The organism is Erysipelatoclostridium sp. MSK.7.34 (assembly GCF_019041935.1).
In the GTDB taxonomy this organism is placed as follows: domain Bacteria; phylum Bacillota_I; class Bacilli_A; order Erysipelotrichales; family Coprobacillaceae; genus Thomasclavelia; species Thomasclavelia ramosa.
Map to the genome: position 1 here is coordinate 18,949 of NZ_JAHPYJ010000009.1, position 20,973 is coordinate 39,921.

Annotated in this window: 19 protein-coding genes; 2 read left to right on the forward strand and 17 right to left on the reverse strand. The window is 30.0% G+C overall.

Features of this window, described 5'->3' with window-relative positions; all coding sequences use genetic code 11:
• Window positions 1-39: 39 nt before the first annotated feature.
• Window positions 40-894, reverse strand: a complete 855-nt coding sequence (locus KTF99_RS07785) for a Cof-type HAD-IIB family hydrolase (RefSeq protein WP_029480170.1) — start codon at window positions 892-894, stop codon at window positions 40-42.
• Between the two features lie 117 nt (window positions 895-1,011).
• Entirely contained in the window at window positions 1,012-1,254 is a 243-nt protein-coding gene (locus KTF99_RS07790) for a hypothetical protein (protein ID WP_003537537.1), read from the reverse strand.
• A 939-nt stretch (window positions 1,255-2,193) separates the two neighbouring features.
• Here KTF99_RS07790 and KTF99_RS07795 point away from each other — a divergent pair.
• The gene (locus KTF99_RS07795) at window positions 2,194-2,367 is read left to right on the forward strand and encodes a hypothetical protein (protein ID WP_155854213.1); all 174 of its coding nucleotides are present in this window, start codon (window positions 2,194-2,196) and stop codon (window positions 2,365-2,367) included.
• A 152-nt stretch (window positions 2,368-2,519) separates the two neighbouring features.
• Here KTF99_RS07795 and KTF99_RS07800 read toward each other — a convergent pair whose 3' ends face one another.
• From KTF99_RS07800 to KTF99_RS07835, 8 genes are all read right to left on the reverse strand, one after another.
• Window positions 2,520-3,026 carry a heme-binding protein gene (locus KTF99_RS07800; RefSeq protein ID WP_335673719.1) on the reverse strand — a complete coding sequence of 169 codons (507 nt, stop codon included), beginning with the start codon at window positions 3,024-3,026 and terminating at the stop codon, window positions 2,520-2,522.
• 3 nt (window positions 3,027-3,029) lie between these two features.
• On the reverse strand, window positions 3,030-3,578 hold the full coding sequence (locus tag KTF99_RS07805; RefSeq protein WP_029480173.1) for a flavodoxin family protein: 549 nt from the start codon (window positions 3,576-3,578) through the stop codon (window positions 3,030-3,032).
• A 134-nt stretch (window positions 3,579-3,712) separates the two neighbouring features.
• Window positions 3,713-4,681 (reverse strand): aldo/keto reductase, encoded by a 969-nt coding sequence (locus tag KTF99_RS07810; protein WP_009010024.1) that lies wholly within the window; start codon window positions 4,679-4,681, stop codon window positions 3,713-3,715.
• 15 nt (window positions 4,682-4,696) lie between these two features.
• Complete coding sequence (locus tag KTF99_RS07815) at window positions 4,697-5,536, reverse strand: SDR family oxidoreductase (protein ID WP_009300219.1); 840 nt, start codon at window positions 5,534-5,536, stop codon at window positions 4,697-4,699.
• Window positions 5,537-5,584: 48 nt separating this feature from the next.
• Complete coding sequence (locus tag KTF99_RS07820; RefSeq protein ID WP_003537529.1) at window positions 5,585-6,334, reverse strand: carboxymuconolactone decarboxylase family protein; 750 nt, start codon at window positions 6,332-6,334, stop codon at window positions 5,585-5,587.
• A 3-nt stretch (window positions 6,335-6,337) separates the two neighbouring features.
• Window positions 6,338-6,850 carry a flavodoxin gene (locus tag KTF99_RS07825; protein ID WP_003537528.1) on the reverse strand — a complete coding sequence of 171 codons (513 nt, stop codon included), beginning with the start codon at window positions 6,848-6,850 and terminating at the stop codon, window positions 6,338-6,340.
• 138 nt (window positions 6,851-6,988) lie between these two features.
• A complete protein-coding gene (locus KTF99_RS07830) occupies window positions 6,989-7,879 on the reverse strand; it encodes a LysR family transcriptional regulator (RefSeq protein ID WP_029480177.1) in 891 nt (296 codons plus the stop codon).
• A gap of 57 nt (window positions 7,880-7,936) precedes the next feature.
• Window positions 7,937-9,397: a glycoside hydrolase family 1 protein gene (locus KTF99_RS07835; RefSeq protein WP_009010020.1), complete on the reverse strand. Its 1,461-nt coding sequence runs from the start codon at window positions 9,395-9,397 to the stop codon at window positions 7,937-7,939.
• 76 nt (window positions 9,398-9,473) lie between these two features.
• Here KTF99_RS07835 and KTF99_RS07840 point away from each other — a divergent pair, with 76 nt between their 5' ends.
• Window positions 9,474-10,667, forward strand: coding sequence for an AraC family transcriptional regulator (locus tag KTF99_RS07840; RefSeq protein ID WP_003537525.1), 1,194 nt, complete (start codon window positions 9,474-9,476; stop codon window positions 10,665-10,667).
• 11 nt (window positions 10,668-10,678) lie between these two features.
• On the opposite strand, the gene KTF99_RS07845 is transcribed toward KTF99_RS07840, so the two are convergent.
• The 7 genes from KTF99_RS07845 to KTF99_RS07875 all read right to left on the reverse strand — a co-directional run bounded on the left by KTF99_RS07845 (window position 10,679) and on the right by KTF99_RS07875 (window position 20,860).
• The gene (locus KTF99_RS07845; protein ID WP_003537524.1) at window positions 10,679-11,563 is read right to left on the reverse strand and encodes an ROK family protein; all 885 of its coding nucleotides are present in this window, start codon (window positions 11,561-11,563) and stop codon (window positions 10,679-10,681) included.
• Window positions 11,560-12,972 carry a 6-phospho-beta-glucosidase gene (locus KTF99_RS07850; RefSeq protein ID WP_008791544.1) on the reverse strand — a complete coding sequence of 471 codons (1,413 nt, stop codon included), beginning with the start codon at window positions 12,970-12,972 and terminating at the stop codon, window positions 11,560-11,562. Before KTF99_RS07850 ends, KTF99_RS07845 begins: the two co-directional genes overlap by 4 nt.
• Entirely contained in the window at window positions 12,965-14,254 is a 1,290-nt protein-coding gene (locus KTF99_RS07855; RefSeq protein WP_003537522.1) for a PTS sugar transporter subunit IIC, read from the reverse strand. Before KTF99_RS07855 ends, KTF99_RS07850 begins: the two co-directional genes overlap by 8 nt.
• A gap of 182 nt (window positions 14,255-14,436) precedes the next feature.
• Window positions 14,437-17,514, reverse strand: coding sequence for an ABC transporter ATP-binding protein/permease (locus KTF99_RS07860; protein ID WP_029480181.1), 3,078 nt, complete (start codon window positions 17,512-17,514; stop codon window positions 14,437-14,439).
• Window positions 17,515-17,816: 302 nt separating this feature from the next.
• Window positions 17,817-18,569, reverse strand: a complete 753-nt coding sequence (locus KTF99_RS07865; protein WP_003537520.1) for a MurR/RpiR family transcriptional regulator — start codon at window positions 18,567-18,569, stop codon at window positions 17,817-17,819.
• A 249-nt stretch (window positions 18,570-18,818) separates the two neighbouring features.
• On the reverse strand, window positions 18,819-19,448 hold the full coding sequence (locus KTF99_RS07870) for a PTS sugar transporter subunit IIB (RefSeq protein ID WP_029480183.1): 630 nt from the start codon (window positions 19,446-19,448) through the stop codon (window positions 18,819-18,821).
• Window positions 19,449-19,522: 74 nt separating this feature from the next.
• The gene (locus tag KTF99_RS07875) at window positions 19,523-20,860 is read right to left on the reverse strand and encodes a hypothetical protein (protein WP_226825664.1); all 1,338 of its coding nucleotides are present in this window, start codon (window positions 20,858-20,860) and stop codon (window positions 19,523-19,525) included.
• Window positions 20,861-20,973: the final 113 nt, after the last annotated feature.

Genomic DNA, 20,973 nt, shown 5'->3' on the forward strand with positions numbered 1-20,973 from the left:
GAGTCTTTAAAATAAAAATCCTACATAACGTAGGACTTTTTAGTCAATTAAACCATATTTTTTCATTGAATTATAAATACCATCATCTTTAATATCGTCTGTCACTTCATCAGCAATTTCTTTTAATGCCTCTTTAGCATTACCTACCGCAATCCCATATTGACAAAATTCCAGCATATCTGCATCATTTAATCCGTCACCAAAAGCATATGTATTTTCTTTAGGGATACCTAACTCATCAATCAAAGCATTAATAGCTGAAGCTTTGTTAACTCCAGGAACCGATAACTCTCCACTGTTATCACCAAAAATAGGAACAGTGCAATGAATTACATTAAACTCTTGCTCAAATTCTTTTTTTATTTTTTCAAAAGGGAAATTATCTTTTTCCAAAAAACAAATCTTATTAACATCATCACGATGAAGATCATAACCTTCTTTTAATGATCCAATAAAATGATTAGGAGTTTCAGCTTTAGTTCTACGTGCAACTGGATCATTTTCCAAATCCCCATACATTATTCTTTCTAATCGTGGAATTAAATTCTTACTTGCATATAATCCACCATTACTTTCAATGTAATAATCAAATTCATTAGCCTCAAAATAATCAACAACATGGTTGATTGCTGTGTGAGAAACTTGTTTGTGATATAACATTCGATCTCCAATTTCAACGAAACCACCACCAGCTCCAATAATTCCATCAAAACCAACATCCATGATATGATCAAAAATCTCAGCTTTACTTCTTCCCGTACACAAAAAACATAAATTTCCTTTAGCTCTTGTCGCTTGGACAGCCTTAACGGTCGAAGCAGGAATATATTCTTGTGATGGTCGAACATCTACTAAAGTTCCATCAACATCAAAAAAAATAATTTTCTTTGTCATAATACCCTCCAATATTTTTATAATTAATACGATTATACTATTAATTAAAATGTATTTAACTTTTTTTCTAAATAAAAAAATTTATGTCTGAATTATCATAATTAACTATGAAAATATCTAAATTATACTAGATTTACTACTAAAAATAGTTTTATGAGGACAAGAAAAGTTTTTCCCATATTCCTCCATCGATTCAAGATCAGGATTTTCTAACCATTCTCTCAATAACACAACAAGCCCTAAAATAAAAATATTTAAAGTTTGTCGAACTTCTTGACTACATGAATACTCTTTTAATAATTGTAAAATAATAACTTTCTTAATATCTTGATAAAAAGAAAATGAAAAATCTTGATTCACTAAAATCTTATATGTTTCATAATCTTTTTTAAGATACTTATTACCTCATTGAGTAATAGATCTATTTTATCATTTAATCCTCGTCCTTTATTTTTTCAGTAAAGCTGCTTGGTTAAGCCAAAAATTCTTTTTGAAAGCTTTCTGACAAATCTATTGTATCTTAATAATGTGCATAAAAAGTCCTACGACTAATACTAGCACTTTTAATATTATCAGTGACTATAATCTTACGTGTAGGTTTCTTCTTCAATAATTCAATAAGCACCTCTTTGTTCAAAGCTTTAGATCTTAGGGTATTTCTATATTTTATTGGCATAATTATTCCTCCCAATTTTATACAATGATTACAAATTTATCTATGATTAAATAAATCTAAAGATATTGAATATTGTTGTTTTATTTTCTTAACAGTATAGTATAAATATACAGTTAAGATAAGCATTTTATAAAAAAGTAGAGGAATGCTTATGCCAAATTGGAAACTTATAAATTATTGATCATAAAATCTTTCTCTTACAGTCTTTAAAAAATATATACTAATCATAACATAAATTTAGCTGATAATGATTTAAAAATTATTCTTGATATTATTAAGAACAACCTTTATTCTATTCTTAATGAAACGTATTTCCCAATTATATTTTTTAAAGACACATGAAAGAATATCTAACTATTTTAAACTCTTAATAGCAAAGCATTAACTGATTCAAAAAATTTCAAAGGCGTATTCTTAGAATATGCCTAAACCTTTTTATATGTTAATTCTCCGGCCCATTCAAAACCTTTTTTTTTGCAAATATTACACCAATCAATTCATTAATCACTGCGGCAGTAGCAATCGTTCTTTGAATAATCTAAGCAGCTGGAGTTGAAACAGCAATTCCAGTAAATACTAAAGATACTCAAGAATGTGGTAATAGTGTAAAACCAAGATATTTAATGACTGTAGCAGGACACCTAATCAAAGTTACCCCTAATCGTGCAATTCATAATATTGGATTAAACTCATGCATTAGTGAAGATAGTTCAGACTCACTAAACATATTTGCAAAAACAGCTGAAAGTATCATTCCAATCAATATAAAATTAAGAATTGGTTTTGGTAAAAAATAGTCATTAATGATCATTCCTAAAACTGTAGCTATAATAATTGTTTTCACCTTAAATAAACATTATCTATTTTTTAGATCAATTGGCATCAAAAACTATATCCATCTTATTCTTAATTCTTAAAAATATCATAATTGACCCTAATGAATGACTGATTAAAATAACTTTTCCAATGCTTTTACAATGACTTGGTGATCTTCATGAGGTCTTAATCCAGTAACAGTAATTGCCCCTGCTGGTACTCCTTTTATAAATATAGGAAAACTTCCCCCACAAAGACCATATTCTTCATCAAAAATCATTTGATTATAATTATGGGTATCTATATTATCAAGAAAAATAAAATACGAGGAATGTTTTGTTTCAAGACATACCCGCTCTTTACGGCCTAACCATTTAATACTTTTTTCATTATAACTATTAACAAAACATCGCCTGATTATTTTATTGTTATAAACTATTCTTGCAGCAAATGGTCGATTATAATATTTAGCTTCATCAATTATTTTATCCATAATCAAAGCAGCAGTCTGGAGATTAAAATATTCAAAAATATATTTATGTTCTTCTTTTAAAATATCTAGTTTATTTGGATGATTTCCTTTATTTACAAAATAGTTATAATAATTTTCTATTTTATTCCTCCTGATAAGAAATCTAATTAATTATATTGTTGAACCCATTTGATAAGCTTCATCATAACTTGGGTGTGTGTAAGCATCACCTTTATTAAATGCTCCTAAACCATAAATAATTCCTCCTTCATCCACCTTTTTGAGCACCTTAATAAACCCTCTAAAGCTTTCAATTGTTCCATGCATTTGTTCACGATCAGTACTTCCACTTGTTAAAATTAAATAAGCTGTTTTTCGTTTAGGGCTATTTCTGATTTCATATTCACGTGCAAACATACGATCAATTAAAATTTTAAGCTGTGCACTCAAACTATAAAAATAAACTGGTGTTGCCATTACAAATACACCAGTATTAACAATTTCCTCAATTACCTTATTCGCATCATCTTTTAAAACACACCTATTGTGATGTCCTCGACAGTATTCACAAGCTAGGCATGGAGCAATTCTATAATTTGCTAAATTGATTTTTATTACTTTGTGTCCCACGCTCGTCGCACCTTTGATAAATTGATCAGCTAAAATTTCACTATTACCATTTTTTCTAGGACTTGATGATATAACGACTATCTTTTTCATATAGGCTTCCTCTTTCATTTTTTATTAATTTTCTTTTTATTATCATAGCCCTTCAACTTTACTTTAAGTCAAGGGGTTTATTAAGTCTAAAATAAAAGATTATGGATAAGTTCATAATCTTTTATTTCTATTAATTATCTAAAACCATATTGATTGTGTGGCACATATGGTTCTTCCAAATATGCTATCTCATCTGGGGTCAGGACGATATCTAGTGCTTGTAAAGCATCTTCTAAATATTTAATTTTAGAGCTACCTACTAACGGCGATGTAATATATGGCTTACTTAAAACCCATGCTAAAGCAATTTGACTAGTTGGTTTTTGATATTTTTTAGCTAATTCATAAACTCTTTTAATGATTTCGCAATCATGAGCTAATTGATAATCATTTTGCAGTTTACCACAGCCATCTGTCCGCGGAGTATCAACCGCCTTATTAAAGACACCGTGAGCAAGTGGTGAAAATGGTGTAAGAGCAATATTTTCGTATTGACACATTGGAATCATTTCTTTTTCTTCTTCACGATACACTAAATTATACATATTCTGCATACTAATAAATTTTGCCCATCCATTCTTTTCTGCAATACTATTAGCTTTCACAAACTGCCAAGCATACATCGCACTAGCTCCAATATAACGAATTTTCCCCATTCTTACTAAATCATTCAACGCTTCCATTGTTTCTTCGATCGGAGTAGTATAATCCCAGCGATGAATAATATACAGATCGATATAATCCGTCTGTAATCTCTTTAGCGAATTTTCAACTTCTGTAAAAACAGCTTTACGTGATAATCCTTTTGCATTAACACCATCAAACATTGGGTAATACAATTTAGTTGCAATTACAACATCTTCTCGATTAGCATAATCTTTTAATGCTTGTCCAAGAATTTCTTCGCTCGCACCAAGACTATAATAATTAGCTGTGTCAAAAAAGTTAATACCATGTTCTAGCGCATATTTAATAATTTCTCGAGCTTCTTTTTCTGCAGTTTTTCCAGGGATTCCCCCACGATCTAATTCACCAAATCCCATACATCCTAAACATATTTTAGAAACTTTTAATCCTGTTTTTCCTAAATTTACATATTCCATACTTTTCTCCTTAAATTAACTTTTATTTTTTGGTTTTAGTGGTCCATAAAAATATGCAGCAGTAGCCCCACCGTCAATTAAAAAATCTGCACCTGTAATAAATGCTCCTTGGGGTCCCATCAATAGTTCTGCTACATTTGCAACTTCATCAGCCGTTCCAGGCCGCCCAGCTGGACACTTTGCAAACATATTTTTATAAAAATCTCCTCTTGGACCATTAAATTCATCAATAGCCAATGGAGTTACAATAATTCCAGGTGAGATGGCATTTATCCGAGCACCCTTTTGTCCCCATTTAATTGCCTCAGCCATTACTCTTTTTTCATTACAGCGTTTAGCAAGCTGATACGCATGAAGTGTATCTTGAATATTATGTGGCTGCAGTACTTCTAAGTCCAATAATTTATTCGTTTCTGTAATAGCCAGCATTTCATCAATTTCAACTCCTAAAGCTGGCATTCGATGACCTGACTGACTTGAAATCGTCACCCCAACTCCACCGTCTTTTATTACTTTACCTATTTCTTCTAATAAAACTGCAGTTCCATATAAATCAACTTTTAAAATTGTTTCAATCGATGCTTGACTAGGTGAAACTCCTGCTCCATTAACAAGCATACTAATTTCCCCATAATTCTGAGCAACCTTAATCATCTTTAAAATAGACTTTCTAGATGATAAGTCCATTTCAACTGGTATTACATCAAAGCCAGCATCATTCATTATCTTTGTAATCCTATTAGCATTATCAATATTTTTATCACCAATAATAATTTTTTTACCATATCCAAGTCTTCTTGCAATAGCCATACTAATCTGACCAGCACCGGTTACGATCATAACTTCCTTATTCACTTTTCCTACCTCCTCATTATTTGTATGGAATCCCATATACTTTTTAAATTATTTTATTACTTCATTAATACAACGTAAAGCATTTAAACTTCTTGGATATCCAAGAAAAGGAATTCCTCTAGAAATCACCTTTATTAAAAAAGCTCTATCGTTCCCTAATCTAATATTTGCTTCAATATGTGATACCAACTGTGGCTCACACCCTCCTTGTGCTGCTAAAAAGCAAAATGTAATCATTTCACGCTGTTTGTAATCTAAGCCTTTTCTAGTATAATAATCTCCAAAACAATTATCTGTTAACCAATAATTGATGTGTTTTATATCTGCTGTTCCACTTTTATAAAATTCACACATATCTTGACCAAAAATATCAACCTGTGCTTGTATTCCTTTTTCTAAACGATTGCTTTGATTAGTCGTAGATTGTCCTTGTAAAGGTAAAGTAATACCATTTTTAGTACAAAAATCGTTAACTACGTGTAAAAAAGGAAATACTCTCCCAATCCCTAAATAAGCTGTTGCTTGATAAATAATTTCTTTCATTTCAATTGGTGTTACACCAAAATTATACGCAGCAGTCAGCATCGCTTTAAATTCATCAATACCTTGGCAGCCTAGAAGCATTGCTAAAATTGCAATCATACTTGTTTTATCATCTAAATCATTTTGATTAACTACTTCGTCAAATGCGAAATTATCAAATAATTCAATAAATTCTGGATCTGTTTTTAATAATTTTGACTCATAGCCTGGAAACATTCGTTCATGATAGTTTTGAGCATTTTTAGTTATTGCCATATTTCAATTCTCCTTTAACCACTTAAATATTTTTTCGTCACTGTCAAATACTTGACTACCAAAAATATCCAATCCCTGATGAATTATTGCATTAGGACAAATTTTATTTAAATCACTAATACTTTTACCTAACCCACTTCCTTCATGAGTACAAAATGGATATATGTGTTTATTGGTGAAATCGTAACTTTCTAAAAAAGTCCAAAGACACATCGGCATCGTTGACCACCAATTTGGATAGCCAAGATAAATATTTTCATATTCCTCAAAATGACTAATAATATTTATTATTTTTGGTCTTGCATTAGTCTCTAGTTCATCTTTAGCTAATTTTGTACACTCATCATATTTAGACGGATATTCATGAAGAGGATGAATTTCAAATAATTCTGCTCCTATTATGGCTTGAACTTTTTTAGCAATCACTTCCGTATTCCCTATTTTTAAATCTTTAATAGCACCTGCTACATAATTTTCTTTCCGATGCGAAAAGTATACAATCAAACTTTTTTTCATCTTACTCACCCTTTCTTTTACAGTTATATTTTAAAATATTAATAAAACTATAACAATTTTAATTGCTAATCATTCTCATAAGTAAAACTTATATGAAAAAAGAACTCCAAAGAGTTCTAAAAATATAATAAGCCATATTTAATCATTATTTAATAAATTACGTAGTAATTCAGCAAATTCTTCAATATAATAATTAGTCTTTTCCTTATGCCAAAAGGCACAATAATTACGTTGTAATGGCTTGTGATGGTGATAAAGTGGAATTCGTGTAATTCCAGTCGCAGGTGGTGGTAATGTTCCAACTGCTTCAATTGGCATAAATCCTCGATTACTTACAACCATTAAACGTCCCTCTTCTAAAGTATCAGCAAATAAAAATTGATTAGCAAAACCAAGTGTATTTTGATAAAAATCTTTTTCAACCTCTTGTTGTTCTTTAGTTGAAATTAAAATACAGGTATTTCTCTTTAAATCAGTAATTGTTAGAATATCCCGCTGATTTAATGGATGCCGACTTGAAATCTCAATATAACAATCACTATACAATAACTCATAATTGTAATAATCATCATTAAATGCTCGTCGTTGATCACTGATTACCAAATCAACTTGTCCAGAGCGTAAAAGATCATATAACTCCTCATGAGTTCCATTAACAATTGATAGTGATACCTCGGAATATGTTTTGCTAAATTTAGCGATTGCATGATGTAATTCTTGAGCTCCATAACATCTTAAATATCCTATCTTTAAAGATAACTCCTGATCTTGTCCGCGACGTACAGTTTCTCTCTTTAAATTATCTATTTCGCTTACCAGCTCCACTCCATGACGATAAAAATACTCACCAGCAGGAGTCAAGGTAAATTGTCGATTATTACGTTTGATCAAATCAACACCTAATTCCTGCTCTAATGCTTTAATTTGTTGGGAAATTGCAGATTGAGATATATAACATTGTTCAGCTGCTTCTGTAAAACTATTACACTCGACTACACTAATAAAATATTTCATTTGTTTCAACAACATATATTATCCTCCCAAAAAACTTGTATAAAAATTATATCATATTTTTTACAATTAAAGCTAGCTTAAGCTTTCGCCATTACTTTTAATTACTTTTTGATACCAATAAAATGACTCTTTGCAGCTTCTTTTTAATGTTCCTTTACCATTATCATCCATATCAACATAAATAAAACCATATCGTTTTTTCATTTCTCCAGTTCCCGCTGAAACTAAATCAATACATCCCCATGGTGTATACCCAATTAATTCTACTCCATCTTCATCTACAGCTTTTTTCATTTCAATAATATGTTCTCTTAAATAATCAATGCGATATTCATCATGGATTTTTCCATCTTCAGCAATTTGATCATTTGCACCTAAACCATTTTCAACGATAAATAATGGTTTTTGATAACGATCCCATAATAAATTTAAGGAAATTCTTAATCCTATCGGGTCAATTGGCCATTTCCACTCACTTTCTTTTAAGTAAGGATTTGCTGCCATTTTAATACCATTGCCTAATGTCATTTCGGCATCCTTGCGAGTTGTTACTACTCCAGAATTATAATAGCTAAAACCAATATAATCAACACAACCATTTTTTAAAAGGTTATCATCATCTTCTAAACTGTTAATCGTTATCCCTTGCTGTTTTAAAGAATTTACAATATAAGAAGGATAATATCCTCGACATTGAACATCACTGTAAAAATATTTTAATTTACGCGAAACATCTAATTCTAAAGCAACATCTCTAGGATTGCAAGTTTCACTATATGTAAGAATATTTGCCAACATCATCCCAATTTGATTATTTGAATCTATTTTATGTCCTAAAATAACTGCTTTTGCACTAGCAACGAAAATATGATGTAAGGCTTGATAGTAGCGAGCGGGGGTCATTTCATGTACTCCCAATGTATCATATCCCCTTAACAAATTAATTTCATTAAAAGTCATCCAATATTTTACTTTGCCCCGATAATATTTAAAAACAGTTTTGCAATATTGTATAAAATATTCAACAGTTTGCCGATTTAACCAGCCATTTTGATGATCAGCCAAATAAATTGGCATATCAAAATGATTAAGAGTAACAATTGGTTCTATTCCATATTTCAAACACTCGTCAAAAATATGATCATAGAAATCTAGACCTGCTTGATTAGGTGAGCTTTCATTTCCCCTAGGATAAATACGTGTCCATGATATTGACATTCTAAAACACTTAAAACCCATTTGAGCAAGTAAAGCAATATCATCTTCATAACGATGATAAAAATCCACTGCTCTATGACTTGGATAATACATTTTCTCATCAATAACACTTTGATAAGCTTGGGGAATTTTTTCACTACCATGTAAATAAACAATCTTACCATTAGAATCTAAAAAACTATGTTTTCGTTTTTTATTCATTGACCCATTTGTTTTAGTATCCGATGTCGCAAGGCCACGTCCTCCTAAATTATAACCACCTTCAAACTGGTTAGCAGCAGTAGCTCCACCCCATAAAAAATTATTTTTAAACATTTTTTATCCTCTTTTCTTAAAATTTTATATCTTCTAAAAACAAATCATTATACAATAATATTGAAAGGATGATTTTATGATTCAAACGAAACAAGAATTAATCAATCTACTTCCCACTATTTATCAAAATTTAAATACTCCACTATTTTTAATTTCTCCTGATTTAAAGATCATTGCTTCTCCAAAAAAATTTTTAAAATTAGAAATAAATTATTTTCAACAAATTTTCAATTTTACAATTATGAAACAGCATGAAATATATATTCACTTTCATCAAAATGCCACATATTTCTTTTTTTGTACTAAGCTAGATGAAATTCCTTATATTTGTGTAGGACCTATTTTTAATCGAAAAATAACAACCCAAGATTCACCTGCTGAGTACGAGTTATTTCAACATGTAATCTCATCGTATACGCTAGATGATTTCTTTAATCTCCCCAGCATTACTGTAGAAACAAAAAATCATTTTATTTTTATTTATCAAATAATTACTGGTAAAATTCTTGATTCTAAATTACTAAAAATTACTTTTAAAGGTTCTAAGGATAATCCTTTAAAACAAGAAAATTCTCTTGAAAAAGAAATCTTTCAAATTCGCGAAACACCTTTGCATGAATTTAGTTATACTTATGAACAAAAAATTCTAAATTATATTCAAAATGAGGATAGTACCAGTGCTAGAATCTTAATGATTGAACTGCTTCAAATCAAAGATGAACGTCATTTATCTAAAAATCAGCTTCAGTCAGCTAAATATAAAGTTGTTGCAGCTATCGCGGTATTTACTCGTGGAGTAATCAGTATCGGTGTTCCTGTCGATAAAGCTTATTCGTTAAGTGATGTGTATATTGTTAAAGTCGACCAGTCTAATACTATTAATCAACTTCACAAACTTATTTCTGACGCAATCATTGATTTTACACAATTAGTTAAACGTTATCGAAATATTCAAAATCCCTATTGGGTAAAAATTTGCAAAAACTATATTTCTCATAATTTACATAAGAATATTACTTTATTAGATTTAGCCAAGGTAACAGAGATGAATACTACTTACTTATCAACCCAATTCAAAAAAACAACCGGTCAATCAATTAAACAATACATTAATCATAAAAAAATCCAAGAAGCTCAATTTTTAATTAAAAACTCTCAATACTCTTTAGCTCAAATTGCTGATATTTTACAATTCTCAAGTCAAAGTCACTTTAATAAAGTTTTTAAACAAATTGTTGGAAAAAGCCCTATTCAATATAAAAATAGTTAAACGATGAAAGTTTATCTCTCATCGTTTTTTCTTAAATAGTGAAGATAAGCGCCTACCATATTAGCATCATTACAGTACTTGCACTTAACGATCTCTGGCTGAGGAAATGGAATAGGCAATGATTGATAAAATCGTTTTACTGCCGTCTTAATTCCATCAATAAAAATTTGATTTTCACTAACTCCACCCCCTATACAAATGCGTTGTGGATCTAGGATACATTGAATATTATGAAGCTGCCAAATCACATCATCACAATAGTCATCAAAAAGCTCACAGCTAATCAAATCACCTGTTTTGATCCAATCAAAGATCAATCTGCCATCATCCGTTTTAACACCTTTAGCAGCTGCTATTTTATCAATTAGGTTTTTAATACTACCCAATGCTCCAAAAAGATGATGATTAGTTACATCACTGATTCTATGTGCAAAAATCATACTAACTTCGCCGCTAATCAAATGACTTCCTTTAAAAATATCACCATTAATAATAATTCCACCACCTACCCCAGTTCCAAAAGTAAGTACTAAACCATTTTGAATGCCTTGCATATTTCCTTGTTCAAGTTCTGCAATGGCTGCACACCGAGCATCGTTTTCAGCCTGAATAGGCAAATTAAAATAATTTTCCCATTCTTTCAAATCACAGTGATCGTTATATCTTAGACTCCCACCCGCATAAATATACTGCCGATAAACATCGATGACCCCTGGCAACGAAAAGGCAATTCCTTCAATATTGCTCATTTTATCTAAAACTGCTTTAATTGCTTTTAAGAAACTTTCTTGACTATCTTGAGGAGTTGGTATTTTGCCAGCTTGCGTTATTTTACCATCAATCATCAGGCAATGTTTAATAAATGTACCACCGACATCAAAAACTGCTATATTCATAAATCTTCTCCATCAGTAGCAATAACTTTCTTATACCAGGCAAATGATTTTTTCTTACTACGTTTTAATGTTCCATTTCCCTGATCATCACGATCAACATAGATAAAACCATAACGTTTTTTCATTTCTCCAGTCCCTGCAGAGACAAGATCAATACATCCCCAGGGTGTATAGCCAATTACGTCAACACCATCTTCAAGAATAGCACTTTTCATTTCTTTAATATGTTCTTTTAAATAAGTAATCCGATAATCATCTTCAACATAGCCATTCTCATCCACCTGGTCATCATATCCGAGGCCATTTTCAACAATAAATAACGGGATTTCATAACGCTCATAAAATCGATTTAAGATATATCGTAATCCTTTGGCATCAATTTGCCAGCCCCATTCACTAGTCGGTAAATATGGATTTTTAACCCCGGAAACTATATTTCCAGCTGTTGTTTCAACATTAGTATCCGTTGATGCAGCCGATGAAGAATAATATGAAAATCCAACAAAGTCAACACAACCTTCTTTCAAACTTTTTAAATCATCCGGCTTTACTTCAATTTTTAAATCTATTTTTTGTATTAGTTTTTTTACATAATTAGGATAATGTCCACGAACTTGTATATCGCTAAACGCAAATGTTCCATAACGCATTTTTTCTTCAGCTAATAGCACATCTTCAGGTTTTGCTGTAAGAGGATACTTGATCAAAGTTAATACCATGCATCCAATCATATTTTTTGAATCAATTTGATGTCCCAATTTAACAGCTTTCGCACTAGCAACAAACTGGTGATGTGCAGCCTGAAAACTTCGTTGTTTAAAATCTGCTTGTTCACGGCCAATAATTCCTGCGACTTCCGGCATAAAAATAACTGAATTAATTTCATTAAAAGTCATCCAATATTTAACTTTACCACTATATCGTTTATAAATTACTTCACAAAAATTCAAATAAAAATCAATTAACTTACGATTAGCCCAGCCACCATATTGCTTAGCTAAATATAACGGCATTTCATAATGAGAAATAGTTACAACCGGCTCCATTCCTCGTTTAATCATCTCATCAAATAAATCATCATAATATTTTAAACCTAATTCATTAGGAAGCTTTTCATCACCATTAGGGAAAATACGGCTCCAAGCGATTGAGGTCCTAAAACATTTGAAACCCATTTCTTCAAATAAAGCTAAGTCTTCTTTATATTTATGGTAAAAATCTATCCCCTCATGATTAGGATAATAAATTCCTTTTTTAATCCCATCTGTAAACTGTCGTGAAACATCTTTGCTGGCACTAGTCGCAATATCCATTAAAGATAACCCCTTACCATCGGCATCATATGCTCCTTCAGCCTGATTTGCAGCAATTGCACCTCCCCATAAAAAATCTTTACTTAACTTACTCAATTTTTCCACCAACTTTCGCTAATTGCTCTTCTTCGTAGGCTTTCTTATCAGCAATTCTAAAAAATGGATAATACATTAAAGTATTTACTACCAATAAAATTAGTACCATGATCAATAATGAAATTCCTCCTGCTAAAAATGCTTTTACAAAAAATGGAGTTGTCCATGGTAATAATGACATAGCCGGATTGTATGTAAATGTAAAAATTTGGGTTGCAAACAAACCAATAAAGCCCATTACAACATTACAGAAAACCATTGGAATAAAGAAAACAGGATTCAACATTACTGGCATCCCAAAAATCAATGGTTCATTGATATTAAACAAATTAGGAATAAAAGCTAATTTTAGCATCTTCTTATATCTCTCACTTCTCGCTGTAAACATCGATAAACATAATCCAAGTGTATTACCATTACCGCCAAAAGATGCAAACAGTGAAACTAAAGTGATTGTTAAATAAGTTAATGGTTTTCCTGCTTGAGCATCAGCAATATTTGTCATAATTAGTGTCATTTGTAATGGTACAAATGCACTATATACCGTATTTGGATGAATTCCAAAGAACCATAATAAATTAGCAACAAAATATAATAAGAAGATTGTCGGTAATGATAATCCAATTTTAATAATGAAGGCTCCAATTGTTTGATCGAAAAAACTTAAGAAATTTCCAAATGGAGTATAACCAAAACCAACTCGAACTACGAAAGCAAAAGTAACTATGATCATTGATATAAAAATTGGTTCAAAAGATTCACTAACCATTGGTGGAACCCCTTCTGGCATTTTAAATTTTAATCCTTTACCAGCTAAATAATGAAACAAATGTCCTACGATAATAGCAAAAATCAAAGCCACTAAAATCCCTGTACCGCTTAAATAGGTTATATCAAAAGCTGTTATATCCCCTTCAACTCCAGCTACTGTTTGAGGAATTATAATCAGGAAACTTAATAATGATAAAATTCCACAAGATAAAGCATTATCGCCTTTTCTTTTGGCAAAAGAATGAGCAACTGTAAATGAAACATATAAAGCTAAAATATTTAAACTAGCATTTGAAATAGCATCAAAATGTACTTTAAGACCAACGTTTGTTAACCAATCCGAATAACCAGTAAAGGGTAAATTCCCCAAAATAACAAATATACATACTCCAAAAGTGACAGGCCCAGTTCTCATAAACCCCTCTGCTACAGACTGAATTGTATCATTCTCACTCATCTTCTTAGCGATTGGTCCAATAAATCTATTCAATAATTTCTCTAACTTTTCCATATATTCTCCTTATTTTTTTTGAAATACGTATTTCATTCTATCGACAATTATCATTATAGAGATTAAAAAATATTGATTTAATAAATATTTTTGTTTTTTTATATTTTTTATCACTTGATTATTATACTTTTCAATAAATACAAAAATAAAAGAGTTTCTTGTTAAGGAAACTCTTTTAAATCCTATTCACTTCTTAAAGCTGTTACAGGATCTTCTAATGCTGCTTTCTTAGACGGAATCAAACCACCTAGCAAAGTCAACAAGACACTTAATACAATTAGAATAATTGCTCCCATGATTGGTAATGTTGCACTAACACTAGTATTACCAGCTATTTCATGAATTAATGCATTCCCCGGAATAAGTAGAATCAAAGTTATCCCTATTCCTAATACTCCAGCTAGTAATCCAATAATAAAAGTTTCTGCATTAAAGACTTGTGAAATATTTTTCTTAGAAGCACCAATCGCTCTTAAAATTCCAATTTCTTTTTTTCGCTCTAGAACACTAATATAAGTGATAACTCCTATCATAATAGAAGATACTACTAATGAAATAGCGACAAAAGCAATTAATACATAACTAATCACATTTATAATATCTGTAACTGAAGACATTAATGTCCCAACATAATCAGTATATGAAATTACTTTATCCTCATCAATCTTTTTAATATTTTCATTATAACTATCTAAAATATTGATTACTTCCTGTTTCGTTTCAAAATCCTTAGGATAAATATTTATTGCACTAGGCTTATCAAAATCAGCATATCCTAGATTTTTAAGATTCCCCTCATATGAAGAAGACTCAGTGGTCATTAATGACATCATTAATTCTGAGAGCTCTTCTTCATTCATATTCATTTTTATCGCTTGGGCAAAAACACTTGTATCAATCTTTATCGCATCTTGCATACTATTAGCAAGATTTCCCATTTGCTCAGTTATTTGTGTACTTATTTGTTGTTGTAATGATTTAGTGATCGTTTCGGTATATTGAGTCATTACTGTTTGCATTTGCCTTTCCAACTGAGCTTGAAACTGTTCAGTTGCCCCACTTGACTGGAGAAGTTTGATCATCTCATCCTGCATTAATTTTTGAGCCTGATCAGTTTGTAAAAATGCCATAAAGTATTCATTCATTTTAGTTGGATCGATTAATCCATTATCTTTTAAATATTGTTGAAACTGTGTCATAACTGCCTGCGTAAAACTCTCAATATTCTCTTTAGGAATATCGACTTTCATATTAGCAAAAATGTTATCCATATTAATACTCGGTAAAGAAGCTGAATCCAGTTTAATCTGACTTAAATCTAAATCTCCCATATCAAAAGAAAGTTTATTTTGATCAAATGAAAAAGCTTTCTTCATCATCTCTCCATCGACAGTAAATAAAGAGTTCATATCTAATTGATTGCTATTTTTATCACTGAATTCTTTTCCTGTAAAAACATCAATATTAGGATTACTTATTTGTTTATTAACAATCTCACTTGAAGCTGCCTGCTCAATTACATGATTAGTTAACGCTGCAGGATATCCAATTCCAGATTGTAACATCGTTGCGCTGGCAGAATCTTTAGGCTGTACAATTCCAACGATTTTAATATTCTCGCCATTTTGAATCAGATTTTTCATATAATTTTCATCATCAGTTTTATCTTTATAAACATTATATTTACTATCATATTGATAATAATCTGAGGCATTAACAAGTTTAAACTCTATTCCTAAAATATCTTTATAAGAATATGACTTAATATCTGTAGGCACATTAACGGTTTCTTCTTTTGAAAACTGTTCAATCATTTTATCAAGTTCTGAATAATCACGTAAGCCTAAAGTATAAAGCATAAAATCGTTAATATTTCCATTTTTAGTTAACACTAGAACACATTCATTATAATTCTTTGGCCAATTTCCAGCTTTAATATCATATTGATCTTCATAAAGGCTTGTATTACTTGGCATTTGATAAAATACATCCGTACTCATCATCGAAGACATTAGGCTATTTGAATTGGCTGATGAGCCTAGTCCTAATGATGAAAATGACTTATCAGGATTTACTTGACGAATTAAATCAGTATTAGTACTGTAAATTTGTGGCGCAACATTATAAGTATATTCAATTGAATTAGTATTCTCTTTGATATTACTTTTTCCACTATCAAGATACTTCTTTAATGAAGTCAAATCATTAGAACCTATTTTCGAGAACATATTTGTAATCATTTGTGATACATGTATTTTAGTATCATCTTTTTCCTCATTATTCTGATTAGGCTGTGTATCAGTCATCATTGACGTTATATCAAAACCTGTACTTTGAATCTGTAATGGATACTCTGAAAGAGTTTCTTCTTCAATTGACTGTATATATTGATTAACCCCATTTGAAAGTGAAAGAATTAAGGCAATTCCAATAATTCCAATTGAACCTGCAAATGAAGTTAAAATCGTTCGTGCCTTTTTTGTACGAAGATTGTTAAAACTTAACAACAGTGATGTTAAAAAAGACATTGATGATTTCCCCATATTTTCATGTCTTGGAACTTCTAGTTTATCTGAACTAACTTCATAAGGATTAGAATCACTGCGAATGATTCCATCTCGTAATTCTACAATTCTAGTTGCATAAGCTTCGGCTAGTTCAGGATTATGAGTAACCATAACTACCAAACGATCCCGGGCAACTTCTTTGAGTAATTCCATTACTTGAATACTGGTTTCACTATCAAGCGCCCCTGTTGGTTCATCTGCTAAAAGTATATCCGGATCATTTACTAATGCTCGAGCAATCGCGACTCGCTGCATTTGTCCCCCAGACATCTGATTAGGTCGTTTATGAAGATGTTCTCCGAGTCCAACTTCCTTTAAAGCATCAATTGCTCGTTTACGTCGCTCATTCTTGGAAATTCCTGAAATTGTTAATGCTAATTCAACATTAGCTAAAACTGTTTGATGGGGAATTAGGTTATAACTTTGAAAAACAAAGCCAATTGTATGATTACGATATGAATCCCAATCACGATCTTTATATCGCTTTGTTGAAATACCATTAATAATTAAATCTCCACTGTCATAACGATCTAAACCGCCAATTATATTTAAAAGTGTTGTTTTTCCAGAACCACTAGGTCCAAGAATTGCAACAAATTCATTATCACGAAGATTTAACGAAATACCATTTAATGCTATTTGATGTAAATCTCCAGTAATATATTCCTTAGTTATCTTCTGTATTTGAAGCATATGATTTTCTCCTTTTTCAATAATAAGTAAATTCTACTCCTCTTAAATAAACTGAAGATTAACAAAAATATTTTCAATAAAAAGTTTATATCAACATAATTACTAAAGTTAATTAAAAGAAAAAAGAATCCAAATAAATTAATCCTAAATCATTAATACTATATATTTCTATAATTATACCACTTAGAGTCGTTATAAAGTTAAAGAAATAATATTTTTTCTTTAACATATATTAAAAATACTATTGTCATTCCAATTTAATTTATTTTATAAAAAAAGATCATATCTTAATGATATAATCTTTATTGATAATATTTTTGATAATAACGAATCCGCAAAATATCAAAAATCATCATAATTTGATAATTAAATTGCAAACCATCAAATTTACCAAGAACATGCGCAAAATAATCAGCACAAACATTCTCATAATCACGATATGCCAGATTTTGTGTAATTAGAACCAAATAAGCATCACAAATATTTTGTGGCTTTAATTTTTTTACATTTCTTTCCATCATTCTACCAGTTGCTGTAATAAAGAAGACAACATCGTCATCACTAAACTCAAAATTCAAATCAAAATGATGATACTCAACAACTTCTTTTCCCAATGAAATTAAATCTGTCTGGAAATCAACTGCTACACTACTTGGATATAGCGCTCCAAGAATAACAATTCTCTGCTTATTAAAAATCAATTCACAAAGTTCATCAATCCACTGTATAAATTCTTCCTTAGAATAATCAGTATTTACATGCTCAAGGAAATCATTTATATCAGTGTTTAACATCCGCGCATGAATTTGTTCAAGACGTCCCTGATGATCGGCTAAAAGACGTTCTTTAAATTCATCAAAACTATGTATTCCAAAATGTTGACAAAAGTCCAAGAGTTCTTCTTGACTGCATTTTGCTGCATCAATAAATGATACCATAGTATGATTTTCTATCAATGTATAATTTTTAATTATAAAATTACCAATCCTATACATATGATCATCATCTAAACACCCATTTAAATATTTTAAAATCCGTGAAATCATTAATTCCATTATTATTCCTACCTCCTTTTATCAAACATTAAATAATCCATTACCTATATTATATAATAATTAAGTTAAAAATTAAATTAATACATCTTTTCTAACTAATTTTTTTGCCTTTATAGCCTATCTTCTTAACCATGCCATCATTGCTCAATTGATAATCTAAACGATTAATAATTAATAACAAATACGACTTTAATATTAAAGAAACTCACTATAATATACAGTGAGTCATAAATATTCAAAATTTAGTCTTTATAAAAATACTTCCTGCACACGAGAAACAATATTATTACAATTATATTGTGCAAAATCAACAGGATTCATTATTAAAAAACGTTTGTGATACTTCGCTGCCATACTTTTAGTATAGTGTTGAACTTGTGGTGCCATCAACACTAAATCATATTCTTTCGATAGCGTATCATCATCATAGATAATAGTGGCTGAAAAATGGTATGGTAAATGATTATTATTACTAAAATCTTGTAACATTTGAGCAAACATTGCTGTTGTTAACCCACTAGAACAACACAGTAAAATATTTCGTTCACCATCATCTTCACTCACTTCATACTCTTTCTGGCAAACACAAAACATTCTTCGCTTAAAACTTTTAATTAATTCTTTAATCTGATTACGATCTTCCATCTCATAATGAAGATAAAAAATTTGTTCATTATTTGTACGATCAGTGATGATTTCTTCTACAACCGAATTATTCCATACGACAATTTGTCCAAAAAGATTATCTTTAAGATAATTATATGTCTCTTTTTGATCATCCTCTTTGATACAAAATTCAGTTCCCGGCTGTTCTTCGTGTAAAGTGGATAGCCATGCTTTAAATTCATCAGTATTAAAATTTCTTCTACAACATCCCATTTTTAGCCCTCCTATCTACTTATATCTATAAATAAATAATATCATCATCAAACTAAACTTTCAATTTAGTTAATTTAATTTCGAATCTTAAAAGTATTCCCAGCCCACTTAAGTACTAAAATACAAGCAATGACACAATAGCCAATACAAAATAGAATACAAACAATTCCAAAGGAAAGAATTGGTAACTCAAGTTTAGTAAAAGCATAACAAATAATATAGGTCAATGAAATAATTGTTGAATAAATAGGACTTTTTACTTCAGTATGCGCATTATATGGCTGCAATAAATAATATAAGATTAAATAGTGTGTTGAAAAAAATATGCTCATTGAAATTATTGAGATAAAAGATATAAATGCCAGAAATGCTTGATCAATTCCTCCACAAATAAATAAAATAGCCATATATCCTAATGCTAAAACAACTGCTGGCAATAAATTGATTTTAACTATTTCTCTTAAACGAATTTTAAATAATATTAAAATATTTTTAGGAATTCGATAAAAAGAATAAGTCAACATTGAATGATCGCAGTTTACAAACATTGCTTGTGTAATATTTTTAGCAGTATTTAATAAATACATAATAAAAACAAAAAAAGGTAAAATACTTGTCATAGCATTATTTGCATCTTTTTGAGTTTCAACATCATAAAATAAGATACCAATTATCACAACTATTATAAATGCAATCATATAAGTTTGTCGTTTAGCTGTTTTCCATAAAATTTTCTTATGTCTTTGCATAAATAATTCATTAAAATACTCAAAACCAGTTTTATTACTTTTAGTATCAGCCTCTAAAGTAATCATTTTATGATATGAATCATTAATAATATCTTGAGTATCTGTATTTAATAACGAATCGATATTTTTTAATAATTTATGACTAAGCTGATGATAATCATCATACTTTAATACATAACTCATCAAAATAACCGCTAATATACTAAGGATTATTAAAACAATCAGCATCATCTTAATCGGAATAATCAGATTAGAAAAAATAAGTGCATAACCCACTAATAAACATCCGATACTAAATCCAATTATTGCTGGTGAATTATTATTTTCACTTCGTACCTTTCGATTCCTTTTAAAATCTTTAAGATAAGCACTAACAGCCATTAGCTTTAAACCAATAATAAATAACGGTAATATATAACTTAACCAAAAAGGGTATTGTAATGTAAAAGATAAAATCATGAATGCTGTCATATATCCAACATAATGTCGGAACAGAGTATATAAGTATTGTGATAGTACAAACTCTCGTCCATCCATTTTCATTAAAATAACTGCATAATATTTATCTTTCGAGGGATCAAACATTCCTGTATTAAAAAATGCTCCGCCTAAACTTAGAAAAAATAATAATTGTAACATTGCACGAAAGTTAAATACATTCATAAAATTCAAAGGTATTATGAGCATAATTGCAAAATATATTATTTTTCCTAAAAAAACTGATATAATTTCCCAAATAGTATTTAAGATAGTAACAAATATTTTTAGACTTTGAT